Source organism: Pseudomonas sp. YH-1, assembly GCF_051990045.1.
Taxonomy (GTDB): Bacteria; Pseudomonadota; Gammaproteobacteria; order Pseudomonadales; family Pseudomonadaceae; genus Pseudomonas; species Pseudomonas nicosulfuronedens.
This window is the reverse complement of record NZ_CP178184.1, coordinates 2,461,524-2,486,223: the sequence shown is the minus strand read 5'-3', so window position 1 is coordinate 2,486,223 and position 24,700 is coordinate 2,461,524. Positions and strand designations below refer to the sequence as shown.

The window sequence follows — 24,700 nt, the reverse complement described above, 5'->3', positions numbered from 1 at the left end:
GTCCCCTCTCCCTTCAGGGAGAGGGTTAGGGAGAGGGAGGCTTCAACCGGAACCCCACAGGTACACCCCATGCGCCTGATCAACCGAACCCCCGACCGCAGCGGCCGCCTGTTCCTGGTGCTGCTGCCCTTCGCCCTGCTGCTGTTCGCCTACTTCACCGGGTCGGCATCGCGGCTGGCGGAAAACCCCAACGACAAGCTGCTGCCCAGCGCCGCGCAGATGGCCGATGCGGTGAACCGCCTGGCCTTCAGCGAGGACAAGCGCACCGGCGACGTGCTGTTCTGGAAGGACACCGGCGCCAGCCTGCAACGCCTCGGTCTGGGCCTGGGCATTGCCGCCCTGCTCGGCCTGGTGCTGGGCATCGCCGCCGGCAGCGTGCCGCTGTTCGGCGCGCCACTCTCGCCGCTGCTCACCGTGTTGTCGATGATCCCGCCGCTGGCGATCCTGCCCGTGCTGTTCATCGTCTTCGGCCTCGGCGAGCTGTCCAAGGTGGTGCTGATCGTCATCGGCGTTGCCCCGTGCATCGCCCGCGACATCGAACAGCGCGCGCGGGAAATCCCCCGCGAACTGCTGATCAAGGCGCAGACCCTGGGCGCCAACACCTGGACGCTGATCCTGCGCGTGGTGCTGCCGCAATTGATGCCGCGCCTGCTGATTTCCCTGCGCCTGATGCTCGGCTCGGCCTGGCTGTTCCTCATCGCCGCCGAAGCCATCGCCTCCACCGACGGTCTGGGCTACCGCATCTTCCTTGTGCGCCGCTACCTCGCCATGGACGTGATCCTGCCCTACGTGGTGTGGATCACTGCGCTGGCCTGGCTGATGGACTGGGCGCTGCGTGCGCTCACCCGTCGCGCCTTCCCCTGGTACGAAGGAGGCAAGGCATGAGTTTCATCAGCGTGAAGAATGTCTGGCAGGAATACGACGGCAACGTGGTGCTCGAACGCCTCAACCTCGAGGTGAAGGAAGGCGAGTTCTGCACCCTGGTTGGCGCCTCCGGCTGCGGCAAGTCCACCTTCTTGCGCCTGCTGCTCGGCCAGGAGCGCCCCAGCCGTGGCGAGTTGCTGCTCGAAGGCCAGCCGCTGCCCGGCGAACCCGACCCGAGCCGTGGCGTGGTGTTCCAGCGTTACTCGGTGTTCCCGCATCTGTCCGTGCTCGACAACGTCGCCCTCGGCCTGGAACTGCCGCGCTCGCCACTGCTCGGCCGGCTGCTGGGCAGCGCCAAGCGCGAGGCCCGCGAACAGGCCGCCGCCCTGCTGGAACGGGTCGGCCTCGGCCATGCGCTCAAGCAGTATCCCAGCGCCCTCTCCGGTGGCATGCAGCAGCGCCTGGCCATCGCCCAGGCGCTGGTGATGAAGCCGCGCGTGCTGTTGCTCGACGAGCCCTTCGGCGCACTCGACCCAGGCATTCGCAAGGACATGCACGCCCTGCTGCTGGAGCTGTGGCAGGAAACCCGCCTCACCGTATTCATGGTCACCCACGACCTGGCCGAGGGCTTCAGCCTGGGCACCCGCCTGCTGGTCTTCGACAAGGTCCGCCACGATCCGCAGGCGCCCACCGCCTACGGCGCCCGTATCACCTACGACATCCCGCTCAACGCCGACCGCAAGGCCGCCCGCGCCGCCCTGCCCGAACCGCTCGCCGCGCGCCTGGAAACGGCCGCCGCCCCGCTGATCACGCCGGCCTATTAAGGAGCCCGCCATGAATGACCTGCGTACCACCCTCTACGAAGAAACCGTCCCCGGCGGCGGCCACACCTCCTTCGTTCTCAAGCGCGGCCAGTTGCTGCGCCTGACCGACCTGGAAGGTGGCAGCAACGCCAGCGTGCTGCTGTTCAGTGCCGCCGAGAAAAGCGAGCGACTGAACCTGCCCGACAGCCTCAAGTGCCAGCACACCGCCAAGCTCACCGCTGGCCATTGCCTGTACTCGGACATGGGCCGCGTACTGGCTGCCATCACCGCCGACAGCTGTGGCTGGCACGACAGTTTCGGCGGCGTGCTCAACGCCGCCGAAGTGCAGGAGAAATACGGCCAGGGCCGCTACCAGGAGTTGCGCAACGGCTTCTACCGCAACGGCGTGGATAACCTGCTGGTGGAAATGGGCAAGTGGGACATGCGCCTGCAGGACCTGCTGATGTGCCTGAACCTGTTCAGCCGCGTGGACGTCGACGCCGATGGCTGCTTCCACTTCGCGCCGGGCAACTCGAAAGCCGGCGACTTCGTCGAGCTCTACGCACCGATGGACACCCTCGTCGTCCTCACCGCCCTGCAACACCCGCTGGACCCGAACCCGCAATACGCACCCAAGCCCATCGGCCTGACCTGGCAGCAGGTCGCCGCCGACGGCATCAGCGTGCTCTGCCGCACTTCCCGCGCGGAGAACGGCCGCGGCTTCCACAACACCGAACGCCAGTACCTGTAAGGAGCGCGAGCATGCCCATCGTCCCCAGCGACAAACACCCCGAAGCCTGCGTCTCGCGCACCCTGATCCCGGCCGGCGAACCCAGCCTCACCGAACTCAAGGCCGGACAGACCCTGCGCATCCTCGACCTGGAAGGCAACCAGGCGGTGGACACGCTGTTCTTCAGCGCTGCCAACCCGCGCGAGCGCTACGACGTGCAGCGCACCCTGCGCAAGCAGGGACAGGTCTACCTCAGCGCCGGCAGCGTGCTCTGGTCCAACCTCGGCAACCCGATGCTGAGCATCGTCGCCGACACCTGCGGCCGCCACGACACCCTCGGCGGCGCCTGCGCCCAGGAAAGCAACACCGTGCGCTACGCCCTGGACAAGCGCTACATGCACAGCTGCCGCGACAACTTCCTGCGCGCCAGCCTTCACGACGGCCGCCTGAGCAAGGCCGACATCAGCCACAACATCAACTTCTTCATGAACGTGCCGGTCACCGCAGCAGGCGGCCTGACCTTCGAGGACGGCATCTCCGCTGCCGGCAAGTACGTCGAGCTGCTCGCGCACATGGACGTCATTGTCCTGATCTCCAATTGCCCGCAGCTCAACAACCCCTGCAACGGCTGGAACCCGACCCCGGCGGAGTTGCTGGTATGGGACTGACCTCTCGCCTGCGCCGCTGGCTGTTCGCGCTCTGCCAGAGCCGCAGCGCCCAGTGCAGCCCGACGCTAGTTGAGCGTCCCCGCGAAAACGAACCTGCCTCGTAGGATGGGTGGAGCCTGCGATACCCATCACCGATACAGCATGGGTATCGCTCCGCTCCACCCATCCTACGAGAGCCTCCAGCGCCACGGACGACCGTGGCGCGCACCGAATGACGGCGGGACGGCCCGCCACCCCATGGGGACGCCCTCATGTTCGACAAGCTCCTGATCGCCAACCGCGGCGCCATCGCCTGCCGCATCCTGCGCACCCTTCGTGAGCTGCAAGTAGAAGGCGTAGCCGTGTACTCCGAAGCTGACGCCGCCAGCCTGCACATCCAGCAGGCCGACCAGGCCATCAGCCTCGGCGAGGGCCCGGCATCCAGCACCTACCTGATGGTGGAGAAGATTCTTCAGGCCGCCAGCGACACGGGTGCCAAAGCGATCCACCCCGGCTACGGCTTCCTTTCCGAGAACGCCGCCTTCGCCGAAGCCTGCGAAGCTGCCGGCATTGCCTTCGTCGGCCCGACGCCGGAGCAACTGCGGGTATTCGGCCTCAAGCACACGGCACGCGCCCTGGCCCGCGAACAGGGCGTGCCGATGCTCGAAGGCACCGATCTGTTGCCCGACCTCGAAGCCGCCCTGCTCGCGGGTGAAGAAGTCGGTTACCCGGTGATGCTCAAAAGCACCGCCGGCGGTGGCGGCATCGGCATGCGCGTGTGCCGCTCGGCGGATGAGCTGCGCGACGCCTTCGATGCGGTGAAACGCCTGGGGCAGAACAACTTCAGCGATTCCGGCGTGTTCATCGAGAAGTACATCGAGCGCGCCCGCCACCTGGAAGTGCAGGTGTTCGGCGACGGCCAGGGCGAGGTGATCGCCCTCGGCGTGCGCGACTGCTCGGTGCAACGACGCAACCAGAAGGTGCTGGAGGAAACCCCGGCGCCCAACCTGCCCGACGGCATGGCCGAGGCCCTGTGCGCGGCGGCGATCCAGCTGGCGAAAGCCGTCAGCTACCGCAGCGCCGGCACTGTGGAATTCGTCTACGACAGCCAGGCACAGCGCTTCTATTTCCTCGAAGTGAACACCCGCCTGCAGGTGGAGCACGGTGTCACCGAACAGGTCTGGGGCGTCGACCTGGTGCGCTGGATGATCGAACTGGCCGCCGGTGACCTGCCGCCCCTGGCCGAGTTGGCCGACGCGCTGAAGCCCAGCGGACATGCGATCCAGGCGCGCCTGTACGCGGAAGACCCCGGTCGCGACTTCCAGCCCTGCCCCGGCCTGCTCACCGCCGTGCAGTTCCCGGCGACAAACGGCAAGACCCTGCGCATCGACACCTGGGTCGAGGCCGGCTGCGAGATTCCGCCCTACTTCGACCCGATGATCGCCAAGCTGATCGCCTGGGCACCGACCCGCGAGCAGGCCAGCGCTGGCCTCGATCGCGCCCTCGAAGGCAGCCTGCTCTACGGCGTGGAATGCAACCGCGACTACCTGCGGCAGATCCTGGCAGACGCGCCCTTCGCCAGCGGCTCGCCCTGGACCCGCTGCCTGGAAGGCCTGCGGTACCGCGCGACAACCTTCGAGGTACTCAGCGCCGGTACCCAGACCAGCGTGCAGGACTACCCCGGCCGCCTCGGCTACTGGGCCGTGGGCGTGCCGCCGTCCGGGCCGATGGACGATCGTGCTCTGCGTCTGGGCAACCAGTTGCTGGGCAACCCCGAAGGCGCTGCCGCGCTGGAAATCACCATGAGCGGCCCGACTCTGCGCTTCAACACCGATGCCGTCGTGGCCGTCACCGGCGCGGCATTGCCGATCAGCCTGGATGGCGTCGAGCAGCCGATGGACACATCCCTGTTCGTCGCCGCCGGGTCGACGCTCAGCCTCGGCACTGTCGGCGGCACCGGCGCGCGCAGCTACCTGTGCCTGCGCGGCGGCCTGCAGGTGCCGGATTATCTGGGCAGCAAGAGCACCTTCACCCTCGGCCAGTTCGGCGGCCACGGCGGCCGTGCCCTGCGGGCTGGCGATGTGCTGCACCTGGCGGAGCTGGCAGACGACACTCACGGCGCCAGCCTTCCGACTGAACTGCGCACCTCTCTGCCGGCCGTGCGGCAGGTCCGCGTGATCTATGGGCCCCACGGCGCGCCGGAGTACTTCACCCCGGCCTACATCGACACCTTCTTCGCCACCGACTGGGAAGTGCACTTCAACTCCAGCCGCACCGGCGTGCGCCTGATCGGCCCGAAACCTGAGTGGGTGCGCGAAAGCGGCGGCGAGGCCGGCCTTCACCCGTCGAACATCCACGACAATCCCTATGCCATCGGCGCGGTGGACTTCACCGGCGACATGCCGGTGATCCTCGGCCCGGACGGCCCGAGCCTGGGCGGCTTCGTCTGCCCGGTGACGGTGATCGAAGCCGACCTCTGGCAGCTCGGCCAGCTCAAGGCTGGGGATAAGGTGCGCTTCCTGCCGGTAGACCTGTCCACCGCCCGATCGCTGAGCCGCTCCCAAACCACCGAATACCGAGCTCTCTGTAGGAGCGAGCTTGCTCGCGAAAGCATTCTGCCGGAGCTCCAGGAGTTGGGCGGGTTCGCGAGCAAGCTCGCTCCTACAGGAGATGTCAGCTCCGGCACCGCCGGTCTGCCCTCACCTCAGCCCTCTCCCGGAGGGAGAGGGGGCAGTTCGGTGCCGCCTGCGAGCACAGCGCTTGCCGGTGGCACAGACAGCCCACTCCCCCGCTTGCTGGAGAGGGCGGGGGGTGAGGGCAGTCCGAGCGCCGCACTCACGTCTCCCATCGTCCTCGACCTCGGCCAGGACGACACCCGCCTGGTTGCCCGGCTCTCCGGCGATACCCACCTGCTGCTGGAAATCGGTCAGCCCGAGCTGGACCTGGTGCTGCGCTTCCGCGCCCACGCGCTGATGCAGGCGCTGGAAGCCAAAGCTCTCGCCGGGGTGATCGATCTCACCCCCGGCATCCGCTCGCTGCAGGTGCACTACCAGCCGGAAACCCTGCCGCTGCAAAGCCTGCTGGAAACCGTCGCTGGTCTCTGGGACGCCGTCTGCGCCGCCCAGGACCTCAAGGTGCCGTCCCGCATCGTGCACCTGCCGCTGTCCTGGGACGATCCGGCCTGCCAGTTGGCCATCGAGAAATACATGACCACCGTGCGCAAGGACGCGCCCTGGTGCCCGAGCAACCTGGAGTTCATCCGCCGCATCAACGAACTGCCGGACCTCGAAGCGGTGTACCGCACCGTGTTCGAGGCCAGCTACCTGGTGATGGGCCTGGGCGACGTCTACCTCGGCGCACCGGTGGCCACGCCGCTGGACCCGCGCCACCGCCTGGTCACCACCAAGTACAACCCGGCGCGCACCTGGACGGCGGAAAACTCCGTGGGCATCGGCGGCGCCTATATGTGTGTCTACGGCATGGAAGGCCCTGGCGGCTACCAGTTCGTCGGCCGCACCCTGCAGATGTGGAACCGCTACCGCGAGGTCGCGGCATTCGACGGCAAGCCCTGGCTGCTGCGCTTCTTCGACCAGGTGCGCTTCTACCCGGTCTCGGCCGAGGAGCTGCTGCGCATTCGCCGCGACTTCCCGCTGGGCCGCTACCCGCTGCACATCGAGCACAGCGAACTGCGCCTGGCCGACTACCAACAGTTCCTCGCCAAGGAAGCCGAGAGCATCGACGCCTTCCGCAGCCACCAGCGTGCCGCCTTCGATGCCGAGCGCGAGCGCTGGATCGCCTCCGGCCAGGCGCACTTCGAGAGCGAAGAAGCCGCCGTCGACACCGGCGAGGACGCTCCGCTCGGCGTCGGCCAGCACGCGGTCGAAAGCCACATCGCCGGCAACCTCTGGCAGGTGCAGGTGGAAGCCGGCGCCAGCGTGAAGGCCGGCGACATCCTGGTGATCCTCGAATCCATGAAGATGGAAATCCCCCTCACCGCCCCGCGCGACGGCGTGGTGCGCGAGGTCCGCGTGCAGCCCGGCTCGCCGGTGCGGGCCGGGCAGCGGGTGGTGGTGATGGAGGAGGCTTGAGTTGACGTAGTCGACTGCAGAGAGCCCCTCTCCCCAACCCTCTCCCGCAAGCGGGAGAGGGAGCCGTTCGGAGCAGGGAGCAGCAACTGATTCATCCTGAAACCACGGCCAAGCCTTTGGATTGAACTCAACCCCGCGCCGGACTGCTCTTCCCCCTCTCCCTTCATGAGGGGGACGCCCAGTCAGAGGGCCGGGGAGAGGGTAGCCGCCCAGCACAGGAACCCCAACCATGCCCAACACCTTCGACCTCCGCCTGCCCACCCTGCGCGCCGCCTACCGCGAGGGCCGCGCCACCCCGCGCCAGCTGATCGCCCAACTGCGTGACAAGGCCGCCGCCCTGAACCCGGACTACCACCTGTTCATCCACCTGCTGAGCCTGGAAGAGCTGGAGCCCTACCTCGCCGCCCTGGACGGCAAGTCCCCGGAAAGCCTGCCGCTCTACGGCATCCCCTTCGCCATCAAGGACAACATCGACCTCGCCGGCATCCCCACCACCGCCGCCTGCCCGGCCTTCGCCTACACACCGGAAACCTCCGCGACACTGGTCCGGCAACTGATCGAACTGGGCGCCATCCCGCTGGGCAAGACCAACCTCGACCAGTTCGCCACCGGTCTCAACGGCACCCGCTCGCCCTACGGCGAATGCCGCAACAGCGTGCTGCCGGAGTACCCCTCGGGCGGCTCCAGCGCCGGTTCCTCGCTGGCCATGGCGCTGGGCGTGGCGAGCTTCGCCCTGGGCACCGACACCGCTGGTTCGGGCCGTGTGCCGGCGGCGCTCAATGGCCTGCTGGGACTGAAACCGAGCAAGGGTTTGCTGTCCAATCACGGCCTGGTGCCGGCCTGCCGCACACTGGACTGCATCACCTACTTCACCGCCAGCGCCGCCGAGGCCAGCGAGCTGCTCGCCCTTACTGCACGGCTCGATCCGCAGGACGGCTACAGCCGCGCCAACCCGGCGTGGAACGATGCCGGTGCATTCGGCGCCCCCAAACGCTTTCGCTTTGGCGTCCCCCGCGCCAATCAGCTGGAATTCTTCGGCTGCCACGAAGGCCCGGTGCTGTTCACCGACGCTCTGGACCAGCTCAAGGCCCTCGGCGGCGAGGCGCGGGAAATCGACTTCGCGCCCTTCCTCGAGGCCGCGCGCCTGCTCTATGAAGGCCCGTGGGTAGCCGAGCGCTACAGCGTGGCGGGCGAGCTGATCGAACGTGACCCGCAGGCGGTGCTGCCGGTGATACGCGACGTGCTGGCGAAAGCCCCCGGCGCAACCGCCGTACAGGCATTCCAAGCGCAATACCGGCTGCAGGAGCTAAAGGCGCAATGCGACGCGATCATCGCCGACCTCGACTGCGTGCTGACGCCCACCATCGGCCGTCCGGTGACACTGGACGAACTGCACGCCGAACCGGTGAAGCGCAACTCCGACCTGGGGTACTACACCAACTTCATGAACCTGCTGGACTACGCCGCCGTCGCCGTACCCAGCGCCCTCATGGACAACGGCCTGCCGTGGGGCGTGACGCTGTTCGGTCGCGCCTTCACCGACCAGTACCTGCTCGGCGTGGCCGATGCACTGCAGCGCCGGCACAACCTGCCGCTCACTGGCGGCAACGCCATTGCCCCGGCGTCTTCCGCCAACACCGCGCACAACGACCGCGTGCGCCTGGTGGTCTGCGGCGCGCACCTGGACGGCCTGGCGCTGAACTGGCAGTTGCGCCAGCGCGGCGCGCGCTTGCTGCGCGCGACTCAAAGCGCCCCGGCCTACAAGCTCTACGCCCTCGCCGGCGGCCCGCCGCTGCGCCCCGGCATGCTGCGAGTGGACGAGGGTGGCGTGGCCATCGAGGTGGAAGTCTGGGAGCTGCCCAGCGCCGAGCTGGGCTCCTTCCTCACCGGCATCCCGGCGCCACTGGGACTGGGCAAGGTGCAGCTGGAAGACGACAGCTGGGAAACCGGCTTCATCTGCGACGCCTGGGGCCTGAATGGCGCCGAGGACATCAGCCGCTTCGGCGGTTGGCGAGCCTGGCTGCAGAGCCGCAGCTAAGCACGGCAGGCTCCCCGTAGGATGGCGTGGAGCGCAGCGATACCCATCAGTCCTATGCTCCGCCAGCATGGGTATCGCTGCGCTCCACCCATCCTACGATCCTGCATCGCCGGTAGGTGGACCAAGCTCCCTGTACACCCGCAATGGTGTAAAACACCACGCCGCTCACTCCGAGGTGATCACGCCCATGGAACCCCGCCGCGCCACCCGCTAGAGTTCCAGCATCACCCGCCGCAAGGACCGGTCATGCCCGACCTCAGCCACCAGCAGGCGCAGCACCGCGTCAACGATATCCTGGCCTTCGATCGCGAGCTGCGCCGCCTGCACGACGAGGGAGCCCTCGTCCTCGACACCGCCCAGCGCGACCGCCTGCACGACCACCAGCAACGCCTGCTCGCCGACTACCACGCGCGCTTCGACATCGACCGCGACAGCCAGGACCACCGCCTGTCCCTCGGCATGCGCATCGCTTCTTTCCTCGGCGCGCTGGCACTGGCCGCCAGCCTGTTCTTCCTGTTCTACCAGTTCTGGGGCCTGTTCGCGGAAACCGCCCAGGTACTCACCCTCATCGCCGCCTCCCTGATCAGCCTGCTACTGACGCTCTTCCTGCAACGCCGCGACGCTTCCGGCTACTTCGCCAAGCTCGGCGCCATGCTGGCCTTCGCCTGCTTTGTGCTGAACGTCGTGATGGTCGGGCAGATCTTCAACATCACGCCTTCGGACAAGGCCCTGCTGCCGTGGGCCGCCTACGCCCTGCTGCTCGCCTACACCTGCAATACACGCTTGCTGCTGGCAGCCGCGCTGATCTGTCTGATGGGCTACGTCGCCGCGCGGGTCGGCACCTGGAGCGGCGTCTACTGGCTGGATGTGGGGGAGCGCCCGGAGAACTTCTTCCCCGCCGCCCTGCTGATCTTCCTCGTCCCGTCGTTCATCGGGCAGAACCGCTTCGACGGCTTCGCCACGATCTACCGGGTGTTCGGTCTGCTCGGGCTGTTCCTGCCGATGCTGGTACTGGCCAACTGGGGTGGCGGCAGCTACCTGCCGCTGGGCTTCGCCGCGGTGGAGAATCTCTACCAGGTACTGGGCTTCGTCGTCTCCGCGCTGGTCATCTGGCTTGGCGCACGTCGCGAGTGGCCGGAAGTGGTGAACACCGGGCTGACCTTCTTCGTGATCTTCCTCTACACCAAGTTCTTCGACTGGTGGTGGGAGGTGATGCCCAAGTACCTGTTCTTCCTCGTGCTGGGCCTTTGCGCCGTACTGATCCTGCTGGTGCTGCGCCGCCTGCGCCGTGCCCATGGCCTGCTGGGGGGGACTTCGTCATGAACTGGACGCGCACCCACGCCCTGGTCGGCGGTGTCGGCCTGATCCTGCTGGTCAATGCCGTGGCCCTGGGCGGCGTCGCCTGGAACCGCTCGGCCGAGCCCGACAGCCGACTGCCCCTCAGCCAGCGCGAACTACTCCGCAACAACACCTGGCACAACGAGAACAGCGGCCTGAGCCTGCGCCTGCGCTGGCGCACTCCCAGCCGGGATGAAGAGGCGCGCCAGCACAACCGCGGCTGGCAGCCTGCCCTCGACGGTCGCAAGATGGCGGAACTCGGCTTCGACATGCCCCAGCAGGTGGACGACGACAGCGCCCGACAATTTGGTCGCCAGCAATCGCGCAACGCCCTGCTGGTGCTGGAACTGGCCGGCCCGCTGTACGAGCGCGAAGTCCAACTGACGCGCAAGCGCCTCGACGAGGCCCGCCAGGCCGCCGACGCCGCACCGCAGAATGCGCGTCTGGCCGACGAGCGCGACTTCATCCGGCGTGAACTGGACAACGAGGAGAAGACCGACACGCGCCTGCTGCTCAAGGACGTCGGCCTGGACCTGCAGACGCTTCGGGCGCGCTACCCCGACCGCCAGCGCTACCTGATCATCCACGGTCGTGTGCGCCCCATCTCCAACTACTACCAGCACATCTGGACACTCGGCGGCACCGCCAGCGCCATCAGCACCGACAACATCAACGTGCCGTACGCGTGGCGCGAACGCCTGGAGGCAATCACGGCGCAGCCGCATCGGACCGCAGACGGCCTGCCCCTGCCCTTCGTCGCCGAAGTCGCCTTCGGCCGGCGCCTGGAGCCCTGGATCGAACGCGTCGAAGTTCCCTGACCGACACCCCGCGCCGATCCGAATCCGCTTGCGCGAGGCGGATCGGCGCTGCACCCTGTGCGCCCGCTCCACTGCCCACGCTCGCCCGGCCGGCCATGAACGACGTCGCTCCCGATCCCAATCGCTGCCCGCTCTGCGGTCAGTCCAACCGTTGCACCCAGGCCGACCCGGCGCTGGAAGGCCAGTCCTGCTGGTGCTTCAGCACGCGTATCGACCGCAACGCGCTGGAGCGCATCCCCCCCGAGCTGGTCGACCGCGCCTGCCTGTGCCCACGCTGCGCCGCCGGGCTTTCGCCGCAGGGCATGGACGACGAGAACGCCTGATGCGTCTGGATCGTTTCATCGCCAACCTGCCACACCTGAACCGACAACAGGCCCGCCAGTTGCTCGCCGAAGGCCGCCTGCGCGTCGATGGCCAGGTGGTGCGTGACGGGCGCCACGAGGTGCGCGAGTTCTCCCGCGTAGAACTGGACGCCGAACTGTTGCAGGCCGGCAAGCCGGCGCGCTACTTCATGCTGCACAAGCCCGCGGGCTGCGTCAGCGCCACCCGCGACGCCGAGCACCGCACCGTGCTCGACCTGCTGGACGAGCCGGACAAGCACGAGCTGCACATCGGCGGCCGTCTGGACTACAACACCACCGGCCTGCTGCTCATCACCAACGACGGCCAGTGGTCGCGGCGTATGACCCTGCCAGGGCGCAAGCTGCCCAAGGTCTACTACGTCGAGACCGAAGACCCTATCGAAGAGCACTACATCGCGACCTTCGAGCACGGCCTGTACTTCGCCTTCGAAGACCTCACCACCCTGCCCGCCCAGCTGGAAATCCTCGGCCCGCGCGCCGCGCGCCTGACCCTGCACGAAGGCCGCTACCACCAGATCAAGCGCATGTTCGGCCACTTCCAGAACAAGGTGACGCGGCTGCATCGCGAGAGCATGGGCAGCCTCGCGCTCGACCCCGCCCTGCAACCGGGCGAATACCGCGCACTGACCGCGCAGGAAATCGCCAACCTCGGCTGAGCCGCTCCTGCGTACCACGCCCTGAGCAACGTTCCGAAAAACCCTACGCGCACCGTTCAGCCCGGCAGTTTGCAGCCTCCGGCGCCGCTTGGCTAAGCTCCCTGCCATGCCCGCGATCCAAGGAAAGGTAATGAAGAAACTGTCGGTTGCCCTGCTGATCGCCCTGAGCGCCAGCGTCGCTTTTGCCAATCCGAGCAAGCCCTCGCCGCTCTCGGACCTGCAGGCCGCGTTGAAGACACTCAAGCCCGGCCAGTTCCTCTGGTACCCGGAAATCTCCCCGGCGGGTCCGGTCACCCTGGTGGTCAGCCTGACTGAACAGCGTGCCTACGTGTACCGCAACGGCATTGCCATCGGCGTAGCCACGGTGAGCACCGGCAAGAAGGGCAAGGAAACTCCCACCGGCGTCTTCTCCATCCTGCAAAAGAAGGTCGAGTACCACTCCGACCTCTACAACAGCGCCCCCATGCCCTACATGCAGCGCCTGACCTGGGACGGCATCGCCCTGCACGCCGGCAACCTGCCCGGCTACCCGGCGTCCCACGGCTGCATCCGACTGCCCATGGCCTTCGCCAAGAAGCTCTACGAGGTCACCGGTTTCAGTACCACCACCGTGATCATCTCCGACGCCAAGAGCTCCCCCGTGGAGGTTTACCATCCCGGCCTGCTCGCCCCCATCGTCAGTGACGGACGCGCCGCCGGCCCGCACGACGACAGCGGCATGGTGGTGCCATTCTGGAGCGACCCTGGCGCCGAAAAGGGCCCGGTCTCCGTGCTGGTCAGCCGCGCCGACCGCCGCCTCTACGTCTACCGCGGCGGCCTGCAGATTGGCACCGCGCCGGTCGCCTTCGAGCACCCGGAGGAGAGGACCGGCGTCGCCGCCTTCTCCCTCATGGAAAAACCTTCCCAGACCGAAATCGACAGCGAGAGCCCGAACCTGCGCTGGACCAGCGTACAGGTCAGCGACCCGCAGCGCGGCCTTTCACCCGCCGAGCAACTGGGCAAGTTCAGCCTCGACCGCGAGTTCCTGCGCAACCTGCTGGCCAGCATGGATGTGGGCAGCACCCTGGTGATCACCGACCTGCCGTCCACCCGCGACATGCGCAGCAACCCGGACTTCACCGTGATCACCACCAACGACCGCAAGGCCGAGCAGAAGCCGGTCAAGAACCAGAGCGTGCAGTAACGCGATGAACCGGAGCGACGACAGGGCGCTCCGGATTTCCCTGACAGTGTCTTCATCATTCCACTGCACCGGCTCTCTCCAGCGCCCTTCAAACTGCCAGCACTCCCCCGCGGACAGACGGCCTCAAGCCTGCCGTGCAAGCAGCCGAAGAATCTCGAAACACAAAGAATCCGGGCACCTGTCCGGGGCGAGCTTATTTCGCCCTCCCTCCCGGAAACCGGCACGCTGCGGCGCTTTCCCGCACTGAAAAGTTCGTAATTACCGACGGGCGGAACCATACTTGATTAAAAAACAACCACATTACTGGTCAAAAATCGCGCACAATGCGGCGTTTCCCAGAAAAAACCATATCGATTCAACGGGAATGTTGTATTCATGCTGACTTTTTTGAAGTTACGGGGGTTCTTCCGGATTTCGCTCGCCAGTGCCGCGCTTTTCGCGATCGGTAGCTGGCAGACCGCGTCCGCTGCCCGCCTGCCCACGGCCGAGGAACTGCACCGCCTCGCGCCGGCGACCAACACCGAAACCCTGCGTCTGGCGCTCAGCGCGCTGCAGTGCGCCAGCACCCAGCTGGGTGGCCAGAACCAGTTGCTGACGGTGATCGACTATTCCAAGCCGTCCCGCGACAAGCGCCTCTGGGTCTTCGACCTGAAGCAGCGCAAGCTGCTCTTCGAGGAGTGGGTCGCCCATGGCAAGAAGAGTGGCGACGACATGGCCACTTCCTTCTCCAACCGCCCGGAGAGCAACCAGTCCTCCATCGGCCTCTACCAGACCGGCCAGACGTACAGCGGCAAGCACGGTCGCTCCCTGCGCCTGCTGGGCTTGGAGCCCGGCTTCAACGACAACAGCGAAGAGCGCGCCATCGTCATGCACGCCGCTGCCTATGCCGACCCCAAGGTCGTCCCCGGCCTCGGTCGCCTCGGCCGCAGCCTGGGCTGCCCGGCGGTGCGTCCGCAAGTCGCGCAGAAGCTGATCGACACAGTGAAGAACGGCAGTTACGTGTTCGCCTACTACCCACAGCAGAACTACCTGAAGACCTCGCAGTTCCTCGCCGGGCAGAGCTGCACCGTGGCGAAGAATCCGCAGATCAACCGCTACGCCACCAACCTCGCCAAGCGCTGATCTCGCCCCACAAACGCAAACCGCCGGCTGATGCCGGCGGTTTGCGTTTGTGGGGCCTGCTGGAAGGACTACGCCTTCACCCCATCGAGTATCTCCAGGATCGCGCGCACATCCACGGAGTCCATCTGCTCGGGCTGGAGGAAACGCTCGCCGTATTCGCGGTACACCCCCTGGCTGATGAACAGACGGAACAGGTCGGCGTCGATGTGCTGGTCGCGGGCCATGAAGGCGAGGATCTTCAGCGACTCGGACAGCGTCTTTGGCGCCTTGTAGGGGCGGTCGGCGGCGGTCAGCGCCTCGAAGATGTCGGCGATCGCCATCACCCGCTCGGGGATGCTCATCTGTTCGCGGGAGAGTTTGCGCGGGTAGCCGGTGCCGTCCATTTTCTCGTGGTGGTTGGCCGCGATGGTCGGCACACGGCGCAGGTTGCGCGGCAACGGCAGGGTGGTGAGCATCATCAGCGTCTGAACGATGTGCTCGTTGATCTTGAAGCGCTCCTCATCGTTCAGCGTGCCGCGTCGAATGCCCAGGTTGTACAGCTCGCCATAGTTGCTCGCGTAAGGCGGCAGGCGCATGTCGAAGCCCCAGATGTTGCGCGGGTCGTCCTTCACCACCGGCGGCTTGCGCTCTCCCCAGGGCACGCGGTGTTCGGCCTTGTCGGCGAGGAGGAACTCCTCCGCCGGCAGCGGCCGTTCCGGTCGTCCCTGCAACCGCTCGGCCTCGTCATGGGAGATGCCCAGGCGGTCGTCGAAATAGCGCAGCCAGCGGCGCTCGCCGATCTGCTTGAGGCGTTCGATGTCCTCGTCCTTCATGAACTCGCCGCCAACGTTGGCCTGTGCGACGAAGGCGTAGTCGTCGCGGAGCGACTCGTGCAGCGCGTCGCGGCGGGCGGCGAGCAGGCCAATATCGCTGCCTTCGGCGATGCCGCGCCAGTAGTCCAGCTCAATGTCGCGCCAGATCACCTCGAAGCGCGTGCGCACCTCGTGCAGACGGTTATACAGGGTCTCCAGCTTGGTCGCCTTGTCCACCACGTACTCGGGGCTGGTGATCTTGCCGCAGTCATGCAGCCAGGCAGCGATCTGGAACTCGTAGCGCTCGGCGTCGCTCATGGTGAAGCCGGCGTACTCGCCGTCATGCGAGTCGATGACTTTCTGCAGCAGCAGGTCGGCCAGCTGCGGCACCCGCTCGCAGTGGCCGCCGGTATAGGGGCTCTTGGCGTCGATGGCGTCGGCGAGCAGCTTGATGATCGCATCCAGCAGACGCTGCTGGGCCTCGATCAGTTGCCGGGTCTCGATGGCCACGGCGGCGGCGCCGGAGAGCTCCTCGACGAAACGCTTGAACGGTTTGCGCGGTTGGCGGCTGAGGGCTCCTTCTTCAGCCAGCTGCAGGACCAGAATGCCCAGCAGCTCGTCCGAGCGGTTGCGCAGGGAAACCTCCAGGTACTGTCCGCGATTGGCCAGCGCCAGGTCCACCCGCTCGGCCAGCTCCGACTCGGTGAAGCCTTCGATCAGCATGGATTGCGGGTACTGCTCGCCCTGCACCGAGCAGGCCAGGCGCAAACGGCACTCCTCGTCGTCCAGCAGGTAGACCGCCCCGCCCATGACGCCAGTCGCTTCCACCAGGCGCGAGAGCACGCCCTCAAGCATGCTTTCCAGGCGCGTCTCACGGCTCAGGGTCAAGGTGATCGCCTGGAAGTTATGGATGGTGCGCGACATGCTGCCCATCACACTGCTCAGGTCACGAACCTCGGCGATCTTCGACTCCACGCCCACCGGCCGGGCAAAGTCGAAAGCCGCCAGCGCGCCGACCTGGTCAGCCAACGCGGTCAGCGGGCGGGCGATGCGCCGGCCGATGTACCAGCCGATCAGCAGCAGTACAAGCAGCAGCGTGCCGCTCCACAGGGCCTGGTTGAACAGCAGTTGCCGCGCGCCTGCCAGCAGCTCCACAGCAGGAATGGCGATCAGCACCTTCACCTCGTTGCTGGTGAAGTTCGACAGCGGCACCCAGATGCCATACCAGTCCTCGCCACTCACCCGATAAGACTGCGGCGTACCGGAGGGCACATTCTCGGCATTGAGCTCGCTCAGGGCGGGCACCTTCAGCTCGGCCAGCGTGGCCAGGCGCAGGTCCTTGCCTTCATGGACCATCAGCCTGGACAGATCCGGGTAGGCGATTACCGTGCCTTTGCCGTCGACCACCGCCAGTTCCGTGTGGGCGGTCTGGCGCAGGTCACCCATCTCGCCGCCCAGGTCGTTGACCGAGGCGTCCATGCCGATCACCGCAGCACCGTCAACACTGCGGTGCGCCAGGGTCAGGCCGATCTCGCGGGTGGTGAAGAAGACGTAGGGCTGGGTCAGCACCGTCTTGCTGGTGAGACGCGCCTCGTTGTACCAGGGACGTTGTCGCGGGTCGTAGTTGTAGTCGGGGCGCTCCTGCACGCGCAGCAAGCGCAAGTCGCTGTCGTAGAAACGCCACTCACCGAGCAGGCCGCCCTGGCCGTTGAGCGTCTGACTCTGCACCAGGTATTTGGCTGCGTCCGGTGCCTGCAACGCACGGCGGACCTCCGGTACCCGCAGCGCGCGGATCAGCAGGAACTCGCCGTTCGGATAGCCGATGTACACCGCGCTCAGGGTACGGTTGGCGCGCAGGTTTTCCACGAGCATCGGCAGGCGATCGAGGCGGGCCGGCAAGTTGTCGGTCTGCGAGATGGGATCGTGAGTCAGCAGGCGCAGTGCGCTTTCCGCCGGGTCGATCAGGCGGCGAATCCGTTCGTTGATGGTCGCGCCCAACTGACTGGCCGACTCCCCCGCCGCCGTCACCAGCGCGCCTTCCACACCGCGGTATCCCTGGATCAGCAACGCCCCCGCCAGCACCAGCATGCTGGCGATGATGGCGCCGGCCACCAGCAGTTGCAGCGGAATGCCCCGTTCGAATGCCTTCATCCTTTACCAGCCTCTGTCCGTGGAGCTGTAGCGATAGCCGCTGTCGAGCAGTCCTTCCGCCTGTTGCGGCGGTGCATTCCTACGCATGATCCGGGCCAGGGTGCCATCCAGCCACAACGTCTCCATCAGGCGCATCCATTCGGCACTTTGCGCCGGAGTGAAGCGCTTGCGCGAGAGCATCAGGTTATGGGGTGTAGCCGGCCCGGGCATCACATCTATCACATGAAAGCGGTCCCGTTGACGACGATCGCTCACCGCGCCTTCGAGATTCATCTCATGGCCGATGACGCCTTCCACGTTGCCATTGAGCAGCGCGGTAAAGCGTGCCGCGTCGTCCTTGTACTCGATCACCCGCCCTTCGGCCCGGAGGATGCGCAACATGCCATCGATGTAGGCACCGTGGCGGTAACCGGCAATCACCCCGAGGCGCGCACCCGGCATGTCGTGGAAGGCATCCAGGCTGTTCATTTCCCCCAGGTCTTCACGCACGATCAGCTTGTTGCGCATGTACAGGTACGGCAGCAGGTAGGTGTAGGCACGGCGCTGCGGCGTCGCCACGCCACTGGTGCCCATCTGCAGCTCGCCGTTTTCCAACTTGCGCCAGATTTCGTCGCGCGGGCGAATCGACGTCTCGAACTGGCAGCCAGTGCGCTTGCCCAACTCGGCGATCAGGTCCGGATCGATGCCCACGTCGTCATGAAAGAACACGACATTGCGGGTATAGGCCACAGAGATCGGCTGCTCGCAACCGTAGCGATCTTCGGCCATGGCTTCCGCACACAGCCAAGCGGCCGGGGCCAGGACCAGCAATGTGGAGAACCGTGGATGAAGTGCCATTGAACCGCTCCGCACGCGGTATCGGCCTCAGGGGGAGCACGGCGAGATCGCTCGTCTTCGGCAGGGGGCGTTACAGCCATCACATGAGTGTAATCCGGCTTCTCCAAAGCGCCGGAGAATCGCGATGAGAAATGTCATTTCGTCGGATTTCGGCAAACCGATGTGACTCAGGCGCCCAGTGGCGGTTGCAGGCGCCGGACCACCCTGCTTAACTCAGGCTCAAGCGTGACCAATGAGTCACGCAGCGCAACCAACAATGATTTTCGCGGCAGCTGTTCCCCAAGCCGCACCTTCCCCCGCCTGATCAGAAGCCAATCCTCCGCGCCTAACCGGCTTCGGATAGCTGTCTTTTGGTGTCGTAACCATTTGAAAATCAAGAGATTGTTAACTTTCGTCGAGTGACATGAAGCTGTCACGTCAAGACGCTTTCCTCTGCCTGGGTACTTTCTTCGCATCCGATGGTGGATGCGCACCATGACCTGCGTCTGGAGGAATACGACATGAGGCCGGAAACCGCCGTCGTCGAGATTCAGCAACACCGGGTACACACGGAGTTTCACGCCAACAGGGAAGCGCGCCAGACCATCATTTTGGTCAACGGCTCGCTGGCAACCACCGCCTCCTTCGCGCAAACGGTGAAATACCTGCAACCGCACTTCAACGTGGTCTGCTACGACCAGCCGTATGCGGGCCAGTCCAAGGCGCACAACGACTGCCGCGAGTTCATCACCAAGGAGTACGAGGCACAGCTGCTGCTCGGCCTGATCGAGCATTACCGCGCCGACGTGGTGATGTCCTTCTCCTGGGGCGGCGTCGCCACCCTGCTGGCCCTGGCAGAACGCCCGGCGCGGATCCAGAAGGCAGTGATCAACTCATTCTCGCCGCTGCTCAACGCCTCGATGCTCGACTACCTGCACCGCGGCCTGGACTACCTGTCCGCCTGCGACCGCACCAATGTCGGCAACCTGGTGAACGACACCATCGGCCAGTACCTGCCGCAGCTGTTCAAGCGCTACAACTTCCGCCACGTCAGCGGCCTCGACGAGCACGAATACCAGCAGATGCATTTCCACATCTGCCAAGTGCTCAAGCTCAGCGCGGACAGCTACATGGAGAAGTTCGCGGCCATCGACATCCCGCTGCTGTTCATGAATGGCGAGCTGGACATCTACACCACCCCGGCCGAGGCGAAGCTGTTCCAGCAACTGATCCGCGACTGCGAATTCCGCACCATCCGCAACGCCGGCCACTTCATCGACGTGGAACACAAGAAGGCCTGGCAGGAAACCCAGGACGCCCTCCTGACCTTCCTCCAGCCGCAGCGCCACCCGGTCCTGGCCAACCCCTACCTGCCCAGCAGCCAGGGCGTACCCATCGCCGCCATGGTGGGCTGATGCAGCCTGCGCACACAGCCGGGGGCCGGCCCCAGACCCTCCGTCCCCGGTGTTTCACTGCACCATCCCGCTCACGAATTCCGCCCACTCGCCCTACCTGAACGCCGAGGCTTCACTAAGCCCCGCCCTTCTGGTAAAAAGGCACCCCCAAGCGGGCGTCGTATAATGGCATTACCTGAGCTTCCCAAGCTCATGACGAGGGTTCGATTCCCTTCGCCCGCTCCAGAATGCAAGCAAAAGCCCCCGGCAACGTGAATTGCCGGGGGCTTTTGTTTTCAGGCGCAATCTTTCATGGAGCCAAGATCCCGGCCCAATTCATCCCTGCTGCCCAAATATCCCGTGCAGCACCGCCAGTTCAACCATCGCCAGGATGATGCAGAGCACTACAAAGCCTGGGGTAAATACCCGGTTCGGCCGATTGTCTGGCCCAGGCCAGTTGAAGAGTACTGAACAGAGCTCGCCGAGAATGTCTGCCAGATTCATTGCATCGCTATCCATGCGTCGGAGGTCATCGGCAGTATCGCCCTGATTCTGTTGGAAGTCCTGAGCGTACCTACTCTCTGGCCCGATCGCACGAGTAGACCGAGGCAATCATCGCTCCACCGTCGGCTTTTTTAGCCGGCCCTGGCTCTTGTAGACTTTCCGCCTCCCTACAGCCCGGACCTTGCCGCATGCCCGCTCTCGCCTCGCACCGGCAGTTACTGTCTTGGCTCCTGCTTTCCCTCGTACTGTTCCTCCGCCCCGCCTGGGCTGCACCAGGGGTAGACGTGGCCAGTGTCAGCACCCAGCCTCTGACACTGACCACCTATGTCTCCATCCTCGAAGACCCAACGCGCAACCTGACGCTGGCGGATGTGCAGTCCCCCGAGCAGCAGCCCCGCTTCAAGGCCGACCAGCCGCCGGGCAGTTCGTTGGCGATGGGCTTCACCCGCTCGGCCTTCTGGCTGAAGTTGCAGCTGAGCAATCCCAGCGACGCCCCGGTGCAGCGCCTGCTGGTGGTGGAGAACCCGCGTATCTCCCATGTGCAGGCGAATATCCCGCAGGCGAATGGCAGCTACCGGACGATCAACACCGGCAGCGACGTTCCGCAGAGCAGCAAGGTCTACCCGAACCGCAACTTCGTCTTCCCGCTGAACCTGCCGGCGCACGCCGAGCAGGTGCTGTACCTGCGCGTAGAGTCGAGTATCGGCCTGCTGGTGCCGCTGCAGCTATGGCCGGTGAAGGCGTTCCACACCTACGAGCGTGACGACTACACCGGCAAGGCCTGGTACTTCGGCATCGCCGTAGCAATGATCCTGTTCAACCTGATGCTGCTGTTCGCCCTGCGCGACCCGATCTACCTGCTCTACGTGGTCTTCGTGAGCTGCACGGCCGGGGCCTTGGCGATCAAGAACGGCCTGGCGCCGGACTGGTCGATCTTCGGTGAACCGCTCAATTCCAACGTCATCTACTACTCCGGCGTGTCGCTGGCCCTCGCCGCGCTGCTGCTGTTCGCGCGGCGAATGATGCAGCTCGACCGCTTGCTGCCACGCCTGGACTGGGTGTTGCGCGGGATGATCGCGCTCTACCTGGTCAGCCCGATCGCCTATGCGCTCGCGCTGCCGCATGTCTCGCGCGCGGGCATCCTGCTGAATTTCGCCACCGCGCTGATCCTGCTGCTGTGCGCGGCGCTCTGTGCCTTCAAGCGCCAGCGCAGCGCGTTCTTCTTCCTGGCCGCCTTCGCCCTGCTGATGCTCGGCGGGGCAATGACTTCGCTGCGCGCCATGGGCATCGTGCCGACCAACCTGTTCACCGTGGACGGCCTGCAGCTGGGCTCGGCGATGGAGATGATCGTGCTGGCCTTCGCCCTCGCCGACCGCTTCAACGTGATGCGCCGGGAGAAGGTACGGGTACAGGAGGAATTGATCCGCGCCCAGCAGCAGCTTGTGGATAACCTCCGCAGCTCCGAGCACGAACTGGAGCTGCGCGTCGCCGAGCGTACCGACGAGCTGCGTGAGCTGAACAACCAGCTGGAAGCCATGAGCCTGACCGACGCCCTCACCGGCATCGCCAACCGCCGCCGCTTCGACCAGGTGCTGGAGCAGGAATGGGGCCACGCGCGCCGCTCCGGCGAGTCGCTGGCCCTGGCAGTAATGGATGTAGATTGGTTCAAGCGCTACAACGACCACTACGGCCACCCGGCCGGCGACGCCTGCCTGCGTGAGATAGCCCAGGCACTGGCGACCACGGTGAACCGTTCCACCGACCTGGTGGCGCGTTATGGCGGAGAGGAGTTCGTCTTCCTCGCGCCGATGACCGACCTTGCGGGCGTGCGTGGCATGGCGCAGAAGCTGCTGCAGGCGGTGGAATCCATCGCCTTGCCCCATGAGCTTTCACCGTTGGGGCGAGTGAGCGTCAGTATCGGTGTGGCGGCGTCGGTGCCTGGGCAGGAAGCCTCCGCCGAAGCACTGGTAGCAAGGGCGGATGCGGCGTTGTATGAGGCGAAGAAGCAGGGGCGGAATCAGGTGCTGGGCTGAAGACAGCCGAGCACTCTATCGTCCTACGCCCTCTTCAGCGCTTTCGTTGCGATTGCCGAACATTTCAGCTGCAGACTCGCTGGCACAGCTGTATCCTTCTGGATACAGTCGCCGCATGACCTACCAGCTCAAGCAAACCAGCCAGTTTGATCGCTGGCTCTCCGGCCTTCGGGATGCCCGTGGGAAAGTCGCAATCCTGCGGCGCCTGGACCGTATCCGATCGGGCCATCTCGGCGACACGCGGTCAGTGGGGATCGGTGTCTCGGAAATCCGATTGGATATCGGTCCTGGCTATCGCGTGTACTTCATGCGCCGTGGCGATATGGTGTTCCTGCTGCTGTGCGGCGGAGACAAATCCTCCCAACAGCGGGATATCAAGCTGGCGCAGCAGCTGGCGGGAGACATTCAATGAGCGTTGAACTGAGCGACTTCGACACCAGCCACTACCTCGACAACGAGGAAGTCATCGCCGAATACCTGTCCCAGGTCCTGGCTGACGGCGATCCTGATGAGCTGCTGTTGGCCATCGGCAACATCGCCAAGGCGCGCGGGATGACCAAGATCGCCAACGACTCGGGTCTGGGCCGGGAGAGCCTGTACAAGGTCTTTGCCCCGGGCGCCAAGCCGCGCTTCGAGACAGTGATGAAGGTCATGCGCGCACTGGGCGTAGAGCTGCAGGCAAGGCCCGCCGGCAGCGGGAAGTAAGGAGAATGGACGGATACTCCATCCGCCCAATCGCCACTCACACCCCAGCCTTCGCCCCATCCCGCTCCTTCAGCAAAGCCTGAATCACCTGTTCCTGCTCCTCATACCCGCCCTCCCCGATCGACAGGTGGCGCACGCGCCCCTGGGCATCGATGAAGTAGTGCGCCGGCCAGTACTGGTTGGCGAAGGCGTTCCAGATCCGGTACTGGTTATCCAGCGCTACGGGGTAGTGGATGTCGTGCTTGTTCACGGCATCGCGGACGTTCGCGGGGACGCGCTCGTACGGATATTCCGGGGTATGCACGCCGATCACCACCAGGCCCTGGTCCGCATACTTCCTCGCCCAGGCGTTCACGTACGGCAGGCTGTGCTGGCAGTTGATGCAGTCGTAGGTCCAGAAGTCCACCAGCACCACCTTGCCGCGCAGGTCACGCAGGTTCAGTTCGGGGCTGTTGATCCACTCCACCGCGCCTTGCAGTTCGGGAGCAGGGCCGAGGTCGGGTAGGCGTTCGGCGCCGTGGGCCATGTCGCCGGGCATCAGTTGGCTGATAAGCGCGGGCACGCCGTCGATGACCTTGTGTTCCAGGCTGTTCACCAGGGTCGATGAGCTGCCGGAAGCCAGCTGTGCGCTGGTACCGCTGGCGATGCCGACGACGGCCAGCAGAGCGAGCACACCAGTGGCGCGACGCAGGCCTTCAATCACCGCCATGCGCGGACGCAGGTGCTGCATCAGCCGCCGACCGGCGAAGAGCACGATGCCCAGCACGGTGGCACTACCCAGGCCGTAGGCGAACAGCAGCAGGCTGGCCTGCGCGCTCGGGCCTTGCAGCATGGCGCCGGAGAGAATCAGCCCCAGCACCGGGCCGGCGCAGGGCGCCCACAGCAGGCCGGCAGCGAAACCCAGTACCCACGCGGAGAAAGCCGGTGGCATACGCCGAGCTTCGCCATGCAAGCGGTCACCGAGCCACGCCCAGGGCTTGGCCAGCCAGTCGCTGAAACGTGGCCAGAGCAGCGCAACGGCGGAAACCGACAGCAGTGCGAGGGCGAAGTACCGCCCCCACTCACTGGCGGCAATCACCCAGTTGCTGGAGACGGTCGCCAGGCTCGCCAGCACAGCGAAGCCGCTGGCCAGGCCGAGCAAGGTCACCCACGGCGACCACGCCGGTCCGCCGGCGCGCTGCAGCAACAAAGGCAGTACGGGAAGGATGCAGGGGCTGAGCAGGGTCAGCGCCCCGCCGAGAAAGGCGATGAGCAACATGGGCACCTCGGTGGGCGGTCGGCCCGGGGCTTTTTCTGGAGTGAGCGGCTGGGAGTAAACGCCGCGGCCGTCCCTGGCCGCGGTCCAGGGGAATCAGCCGCCTTCGTTGCAGTTAGTGGCGAACTTGCGGTAGGCCACGCTGTGCGGCTGGCCGTGGGAATCCAGGTAATCCATGCGAGCGTTGACGATGCCGCAGTCGAAGGGCGAAGCAGCCTCTTCCTGGATGGCGATGACCTGCTTCACGTCCAGCTTCTGGCCGTAGTGGTACGGCTCGGCGGGCTGGGTATCGGCGGCCTGGGCGCCGAAGCTGGCAAAAGCGGCGAGGGAAGCGAAGAGGCAAGCGCTGGCGAATTGGATGGTCTTCATGGCGGTTCTCCTGTCCTGTGTCGGGTTTGGCCG

At 65.8% G+C, this 24,700-nt stretch carries 21 protein-coding genes and 1 tRNA gene; 17 read left to right on the top strand and 5 right to left on the bottom strand.

What is annotated here, in order from left to right; all coding sequences use genetic code 11:
- Positions 1 to 69 precede the first annotated feature (69 nt).
- The 12 genes from ACKI1H_RS11720 to ACKI1H_RS11665 all read left to right on the top strand — a co-directional run bounded on the left by ACKI1H_RS11720 (position 70) and on the right by ACKI1H_RS11665 (position 14,649).
- Complete coding sequence (locus ACKI1H_RS11720; protein ID WP_440468420.1) at positions 70 to 885, top strand: ABC transporter permease; 816 nt, start codon at positions 70 to 72, stop codon at positions 883 to 885.
- Complete coding sequence (locus ACKI1H_RS11715) at positions 882 to 1,688, top strand: ABC transporter ATP-binding protein (RefSeq protein ID WP_440468419.1); 807 nt, start codon at positions 882 to 884, stop codon at positions 1,686 to 1,688. The genes ACKI1H_RS11720 and ACKI1H_RS11715 overlap by 4 nt, the downstream gene beginning before the upstream one ends.
- A 10-nt stretch (positions 1,689 to 1,698) precedes the next feature.
- A complete protein-coding gene (locus tag ACKI1H_RS11710; protein WP_138520626.1) occupies positions 1,699 to 2,418 on the top strand; it encodes an urea amidolyase associated protein UAAP1 in 720 nt (239 codons plus the stop codon).
- 11 nt (positions 2,419 to 2,429) lie between these two features.
- A complete protein-coding gene (locus ACKI1H_RS11705) occupies positions 2,430 to 3,065 on the top strand; it encodes an urea amidolyase associated protein UAAP2 (RefSeq protein ID WP_440468418.1) in 636 nt (211 codons plus the stop codon).
- 251 nt (positions 3,066 to 3,316) lie between these two features.
- Complete coding sequence (locus ACKI1H_RS11700; protein ID WP_440468417.1) at positions 3,317 to 7,132, top strand: 5-oxoprolinase/urea amidolyase family protein; 3,816 nt, start codon at positions 3,317 to 3,319, stop codon at positions 7,130 to 7,132.
- A gap of 229 nt (positions 7,133 to 7,361) precedes the next feature.
- Positions 7,362 to 9,170, top strand: coding sequence for an allophanate hydrolase (atzF, locus tag ACKI1H_RS11695; protein ID WP_440468416.1), 1,809 nt, complete (start codon positions 7,362 to 7,364; stop codon positions 9,168 to 9,170).
- A gap of 246 nt (positions 9,171 to 9,416) precedes the next feature.
- Complete coding sequence (locus ACKI1H_RS11690; RefSeq protein ID WP_440468415.1) at positions 9,417 to 10,493, top strand: DUF2157 domain-containing protein; 1,077 nt, start codon at positions 9,417 to 9,419, stop codon at positions 10,491 to 10,493.
- Positions 10,490 to 11,326, top strand: coding sequence for a DUF4824 family protein (locus tag ACKI1H_RS11685; protein ID WP_440468414.1), 837 nt, complete (start codon positions 10,490 to 10,492; stop codon positions 11,324 to 11,326). The genes ACKI1H_RS11690 and ACKI1H_RS11685 overlap by 4 nt, the downstream gene beginning before the upstream one ends.
- A 95-nt stretch (positions 11,327 to 11,421) precedes the next feature.
- The gene (locus tag ACKI1H_RS11680) at positions 11,422 to 11,649 is read left to right on the top strand and encodes a cysteine-rich CWC family protein (RefSeq protein ID WP_138520620.1); all 228 of its coding nucleotides are present in this window, start codon (positions 11,422 to 11,424) and stop codon (positions 11,647 to 11,649) included.
- Positions 11,649 to 12,344, top strand: coding sequence for a pseudouridine synthase (locus ACKI1H_RS11675; RefSeq protein WP_440468413.1), 696 nt, complete (start codon positions 11,649 to 11,651; stop codon positions 12,342 to 12,344). The genes ACKI1H_RS11680 and ACKI1H_RS11675 overlap by 1 nt, the downstream gene beginning before the upstream one ends.
- A gap of 130 nt (positions 12,345 to 12,474) precedes the next feature.
- Entirely contained in the window at positions 12,475 to 13,527 is a 1,053-nt protein-coding gene (locus tag ACKI1H_RS11670; RefSeq protein WP_440468412.1) for a L,D-transpeptidase, read from the top strand.
- Between the two features lie 375 nt (positions 13,528 to 13,902).
- Positions 13,903 to 14,649, top strand: a complete 747-nt coding sequence (locus ACKI1H_RS11665; RefSeq protein WP_138520617.1) for a murein L,D-transpeptidase catalytic domain family protein — start codon at positions 13,903 to 13,905, stop codon at positions 14,647 to 14,649.
- Between the two features lie 68 nt (positions 14,650 to 14,717).
- Here the strand turns inward: ACKI1H_RS11665 and ACKI1H_RS11660 are convergent, their stop codons facing one another.
- Together ACKI1H_RS11660 and ACKI1H_RS11655 are read right to left on the bottom strand one after the other, a co-directional pair.
- Positions 14,718 to 17,591 (bottom strand): HD domain-containing phosphohydrolase, encoded by a 2,874-nt coding sequence (locus tag ACKI1H_RS11660; protein ID WP_440468411.1) that lies wholly within the window; start codon positions 17,589 to 17,591, stop codon positions 14,718 to 14,720.
- 3 nt (positions 17,592 to 17,594) lie between these two features.
- A complete protein-coding gene (locus tag ACKI1H_RS11655) occupies positions 17,595 to 18,428 on the bottom strand; it encodes a substrate-binding periplasmic protein (protein WP_440468410.1) in 834 nt (277 codons plus the stop codon).
- A gap of 500 nt (positions 18,429 to 18,928) precedes the next feature.
- Between ACKI1H_RS11655 and ACKI1H_RS11650 the strand changes: the two genes are divergently transcribed.
- The gene (locus tag ACKI1H_RS11650) at positions 18,929 to 19,822 is read left to right on the top strand and encodes an alpha/beta fold hydrolase (RefSeq protein ID WP_440468409.1); all 894 of its coding nucleotides are present in this window, start codon (positions 18,929 to 18,931) and stop codon (positions 19,820 to 19,822) included.
- A 151-nt stretch (positions 19,823 to 19,973) separates the two neighbouring features.
- A tRNA-Gly gene (locus ACKI1H_RS11645) sits at positions 19,974 to 20,047 on the top strand.
- Between the two features lie 90 nt (positions 20,048 to 20,137).
- On the opposite strand, the gene ACKI1H_RS11640 is transcribed toward ACKI1H_RS11645, so the two are convergent.
- A complete protein-coding gene (locus tag ACKI1H_RS11640; protein ID WP_440468408.1) occupies positions 20,138 to 20,305 on the bottom strand; it encodes a hypothetical protein in 168 nt (55 codons plus the stop codon).
- Between the two features lie 284 nt (positions 20,306 to 20,589).
- On the opposite strand from ACKI1H_RS11640, the gene ACKI1H_RS11635 reads away from it, so the two are divergent.
- From ACKI1H_RS11635 to ACKI1H_RS11625, 3 genes are all read left to right on the top strand, one after another.
- Positions 20,590 to 22,338, top strand: a complete 1,749-nt coding sequence (locus tag ACKI1H_RS11635; RefSeq protein WP_440468407.1) for a sensor domain-containing diguanylate cyclase — start codon at positions 20,590 to 20,592, stop codon at positions 22,336 to 22,338.
- 115 nt (positions 22,339 to 22,453) lie between these two features.
- Positions 22,454 to 22,750, top strand: coding sequence for a type II toxin-antitoxin system RelE/ParE family toxin (locus tag ACKI1H_RS11630; protein WP_138521528.1), 297 nt, complete (start codon positions 22,454 to 22,456; stop codon positions 22,748 to 22,750).
- Positions 22,747 to 23,043, top strand: a complete 297-nt coding sequence (locus tag ACKI1H_RS11625) for an addiction module antidote protein (protein ID WP_138521526.1) — start codon at positions 22,747 to 22,749, stop codon at positions 23,041 to 23,043. Before ACKI1H_RS11630 ends, ACKI1H_RS11625 begins: the two co-directional genes overlap by 4 nt.
- A 37-nt stretch (positions 23,044 to 23,080) precedes the next feature.
- Here the strand turns inward: ACKI1H_RS11625 and ACKI1H_RS11620 are convergent, their stop codons facing one another.
- Complete coding sequence (locus ACKI1H_RS11620) at positions 23,081 to 24,301, bottom strand: cytochrome c biogenesis protein DipZ (protein ID WP_440468406.1); 1,221 nt, start codon at positions 24,299 to 24,301, stop codon at positions 23,081 to 23,083.
- A gap of 93 nt (positions 24,302 to 24,394) precedes the next feature.
- The gene (locus ACKI1H_RS11615) at positions 24,395 to 24,667 is read right to left on the bottom strand and encodes a DUF2790 domain-containing protein (RefSeq protein WP_138521522.1); all 273 of its coding nucleotides are present in this window, start codon (positions 24,665 to 24,667) and stop codon (positions 24,395 to 24,397) included.
- Between the last annotated feature and the right edge of the window lie 33 nt (positions 24,668 to 24,700).

Coding starts and splice junctions, on each gene's coding strand:
- ACKI1H_RS11680 (WP_138520620.1), top strand. CDS start 11,422: ATGAACGACGTCGCTCCCGATCCCAATCGCTGCCCGCTCTGCGGTCAG.
- ACKI1H_RS11620 (WP_440468406.1), bottom strand. CDS start 24,301: ATGTTGCTCATCGCCTTTCTCGGCGGGGCGCTGACCCTGCTCAGCCCC.
- ACKI1H_RS11705 (WP_440468418.1), top strand. CDS start 2,430: ATGCCCATCGTCCCCAGCGACAAACACCCCGAAGCCTGCGTCTCGCGC.
- ACKI1H_RS11625 (WP_138521526.1), top strand. CDS start 22,747: ATGAGCGTTGAACTGAGCGACTTCGACACCAGCCACTACCTCGACAAC.
- ACKI1H_RS11700 (WP_440468417.1), top strand. CDS start 3,317: ATGTTCGACAAGCTCCTGATCGCCAACCGCGGCGCCATCGCCTGCCGC.
- ACKI1H_RS11720 (WP_440468420.1), top strand. CDS start 70: ATGCGCCTGATCAACCGAACCCCCGACCGCAGCGGCCGCCTGTTCCTG.
- ACKI1H_RS11710 (WP_138520626.1), top strand. CDS start 1,699: ATGAATGACCTGCGTACCACCCTCTACGAAGAAACCGTCCCCGGCGGC.
- ACKI1H_RS11670 (WP_440468412.1), top strand. CDS start 12,475: ATGAAGAAACTGTCGGTTGCCCTGCTGATCGCCCTGAGCGCCAGCGTC.
- ACKI1H_RS11660 (WP_440468411.1), bottom strand. CDS start 17,591: ATGAAGGCATTCGAACGGGGCATTCCGCTGCAACTGCTGGTGGCCGGC.
- ACKI1H_RS11715 (WP_440468419.1), top strand. CDS start 882: ATGAGTTTCATCAGCGTGAAGAATGTCTGGCAGGAATACGACGGCAAC.
- ACKI1H_RS11630 (WP_138521528.1), top strand. CDS start 22,454: ATGACCTACCAGCTCAAGCAAACCAGCCAGTTTGATCGCTGGCTCTCC.
- ACKI1H_RS11655 (WP_440468410.1), bottom strand. CDS start 18,428: ATGGCACTTCATCCACGGTTCTCCACATTGCTGGTCCTGGCCCCGGCC.
- ACKI1H_RS11685 (WP_440468414.1), top strand. CDS start 10,490: ATGAACTGGACGCGCACCCACGCCCTGGTCGGCGGTGTCGGCCTGATC.
- ACKI1H_RS11650 (WP_440468409.1), top strand. CDS start 18,929: ATGAGGCCGGAAACCGCCGTCGTCGAGATTCAGCAACACCGGGTACAC.
- ACKI1H_RS11675 (WP_440468413.1), top strand. CDS start 11,649: ATGCGTCTGGATCGTTTCATCGCCAACCTGCCACACCTGAACCGACAA.
- ACKI1H_RS11665 (WP_138520617.1), top strand. CDS start 13,903: ATGCTGACTTTTTTGAAGTTACGGGGGTTCTTCCGGATTTCGCTCGCC.
- ACKI1H_RS11640 (WP_440468408.1), bottom strand. CDS start 20,305: ATGAATCTGGCAGACATTCTCGGCGAGCTCTGTTCAGTACTCTTCAAC.
- ACKI1H_RS11615 (WP_138521522.1), bottom strand. CDS start 24,667: ATGAAGACCATCCAATTCGCCAGCGCTTGCCTCTTCGCTTCCCTCGCC.
- ACKI1H_RS11690 (WP_440468415.1), top strand. CDS start 9,417: ATGCCCGACCTCAGCCACCAGCAGGCGCAGCACCGCGTCAACGATATC.
- atzF (WP_440468416.1), top strand. CDS start 7,362: ATGCCCAACACCTTCGACCTCCGCCTGCCCACCCTGCGCGCCGCCTAC.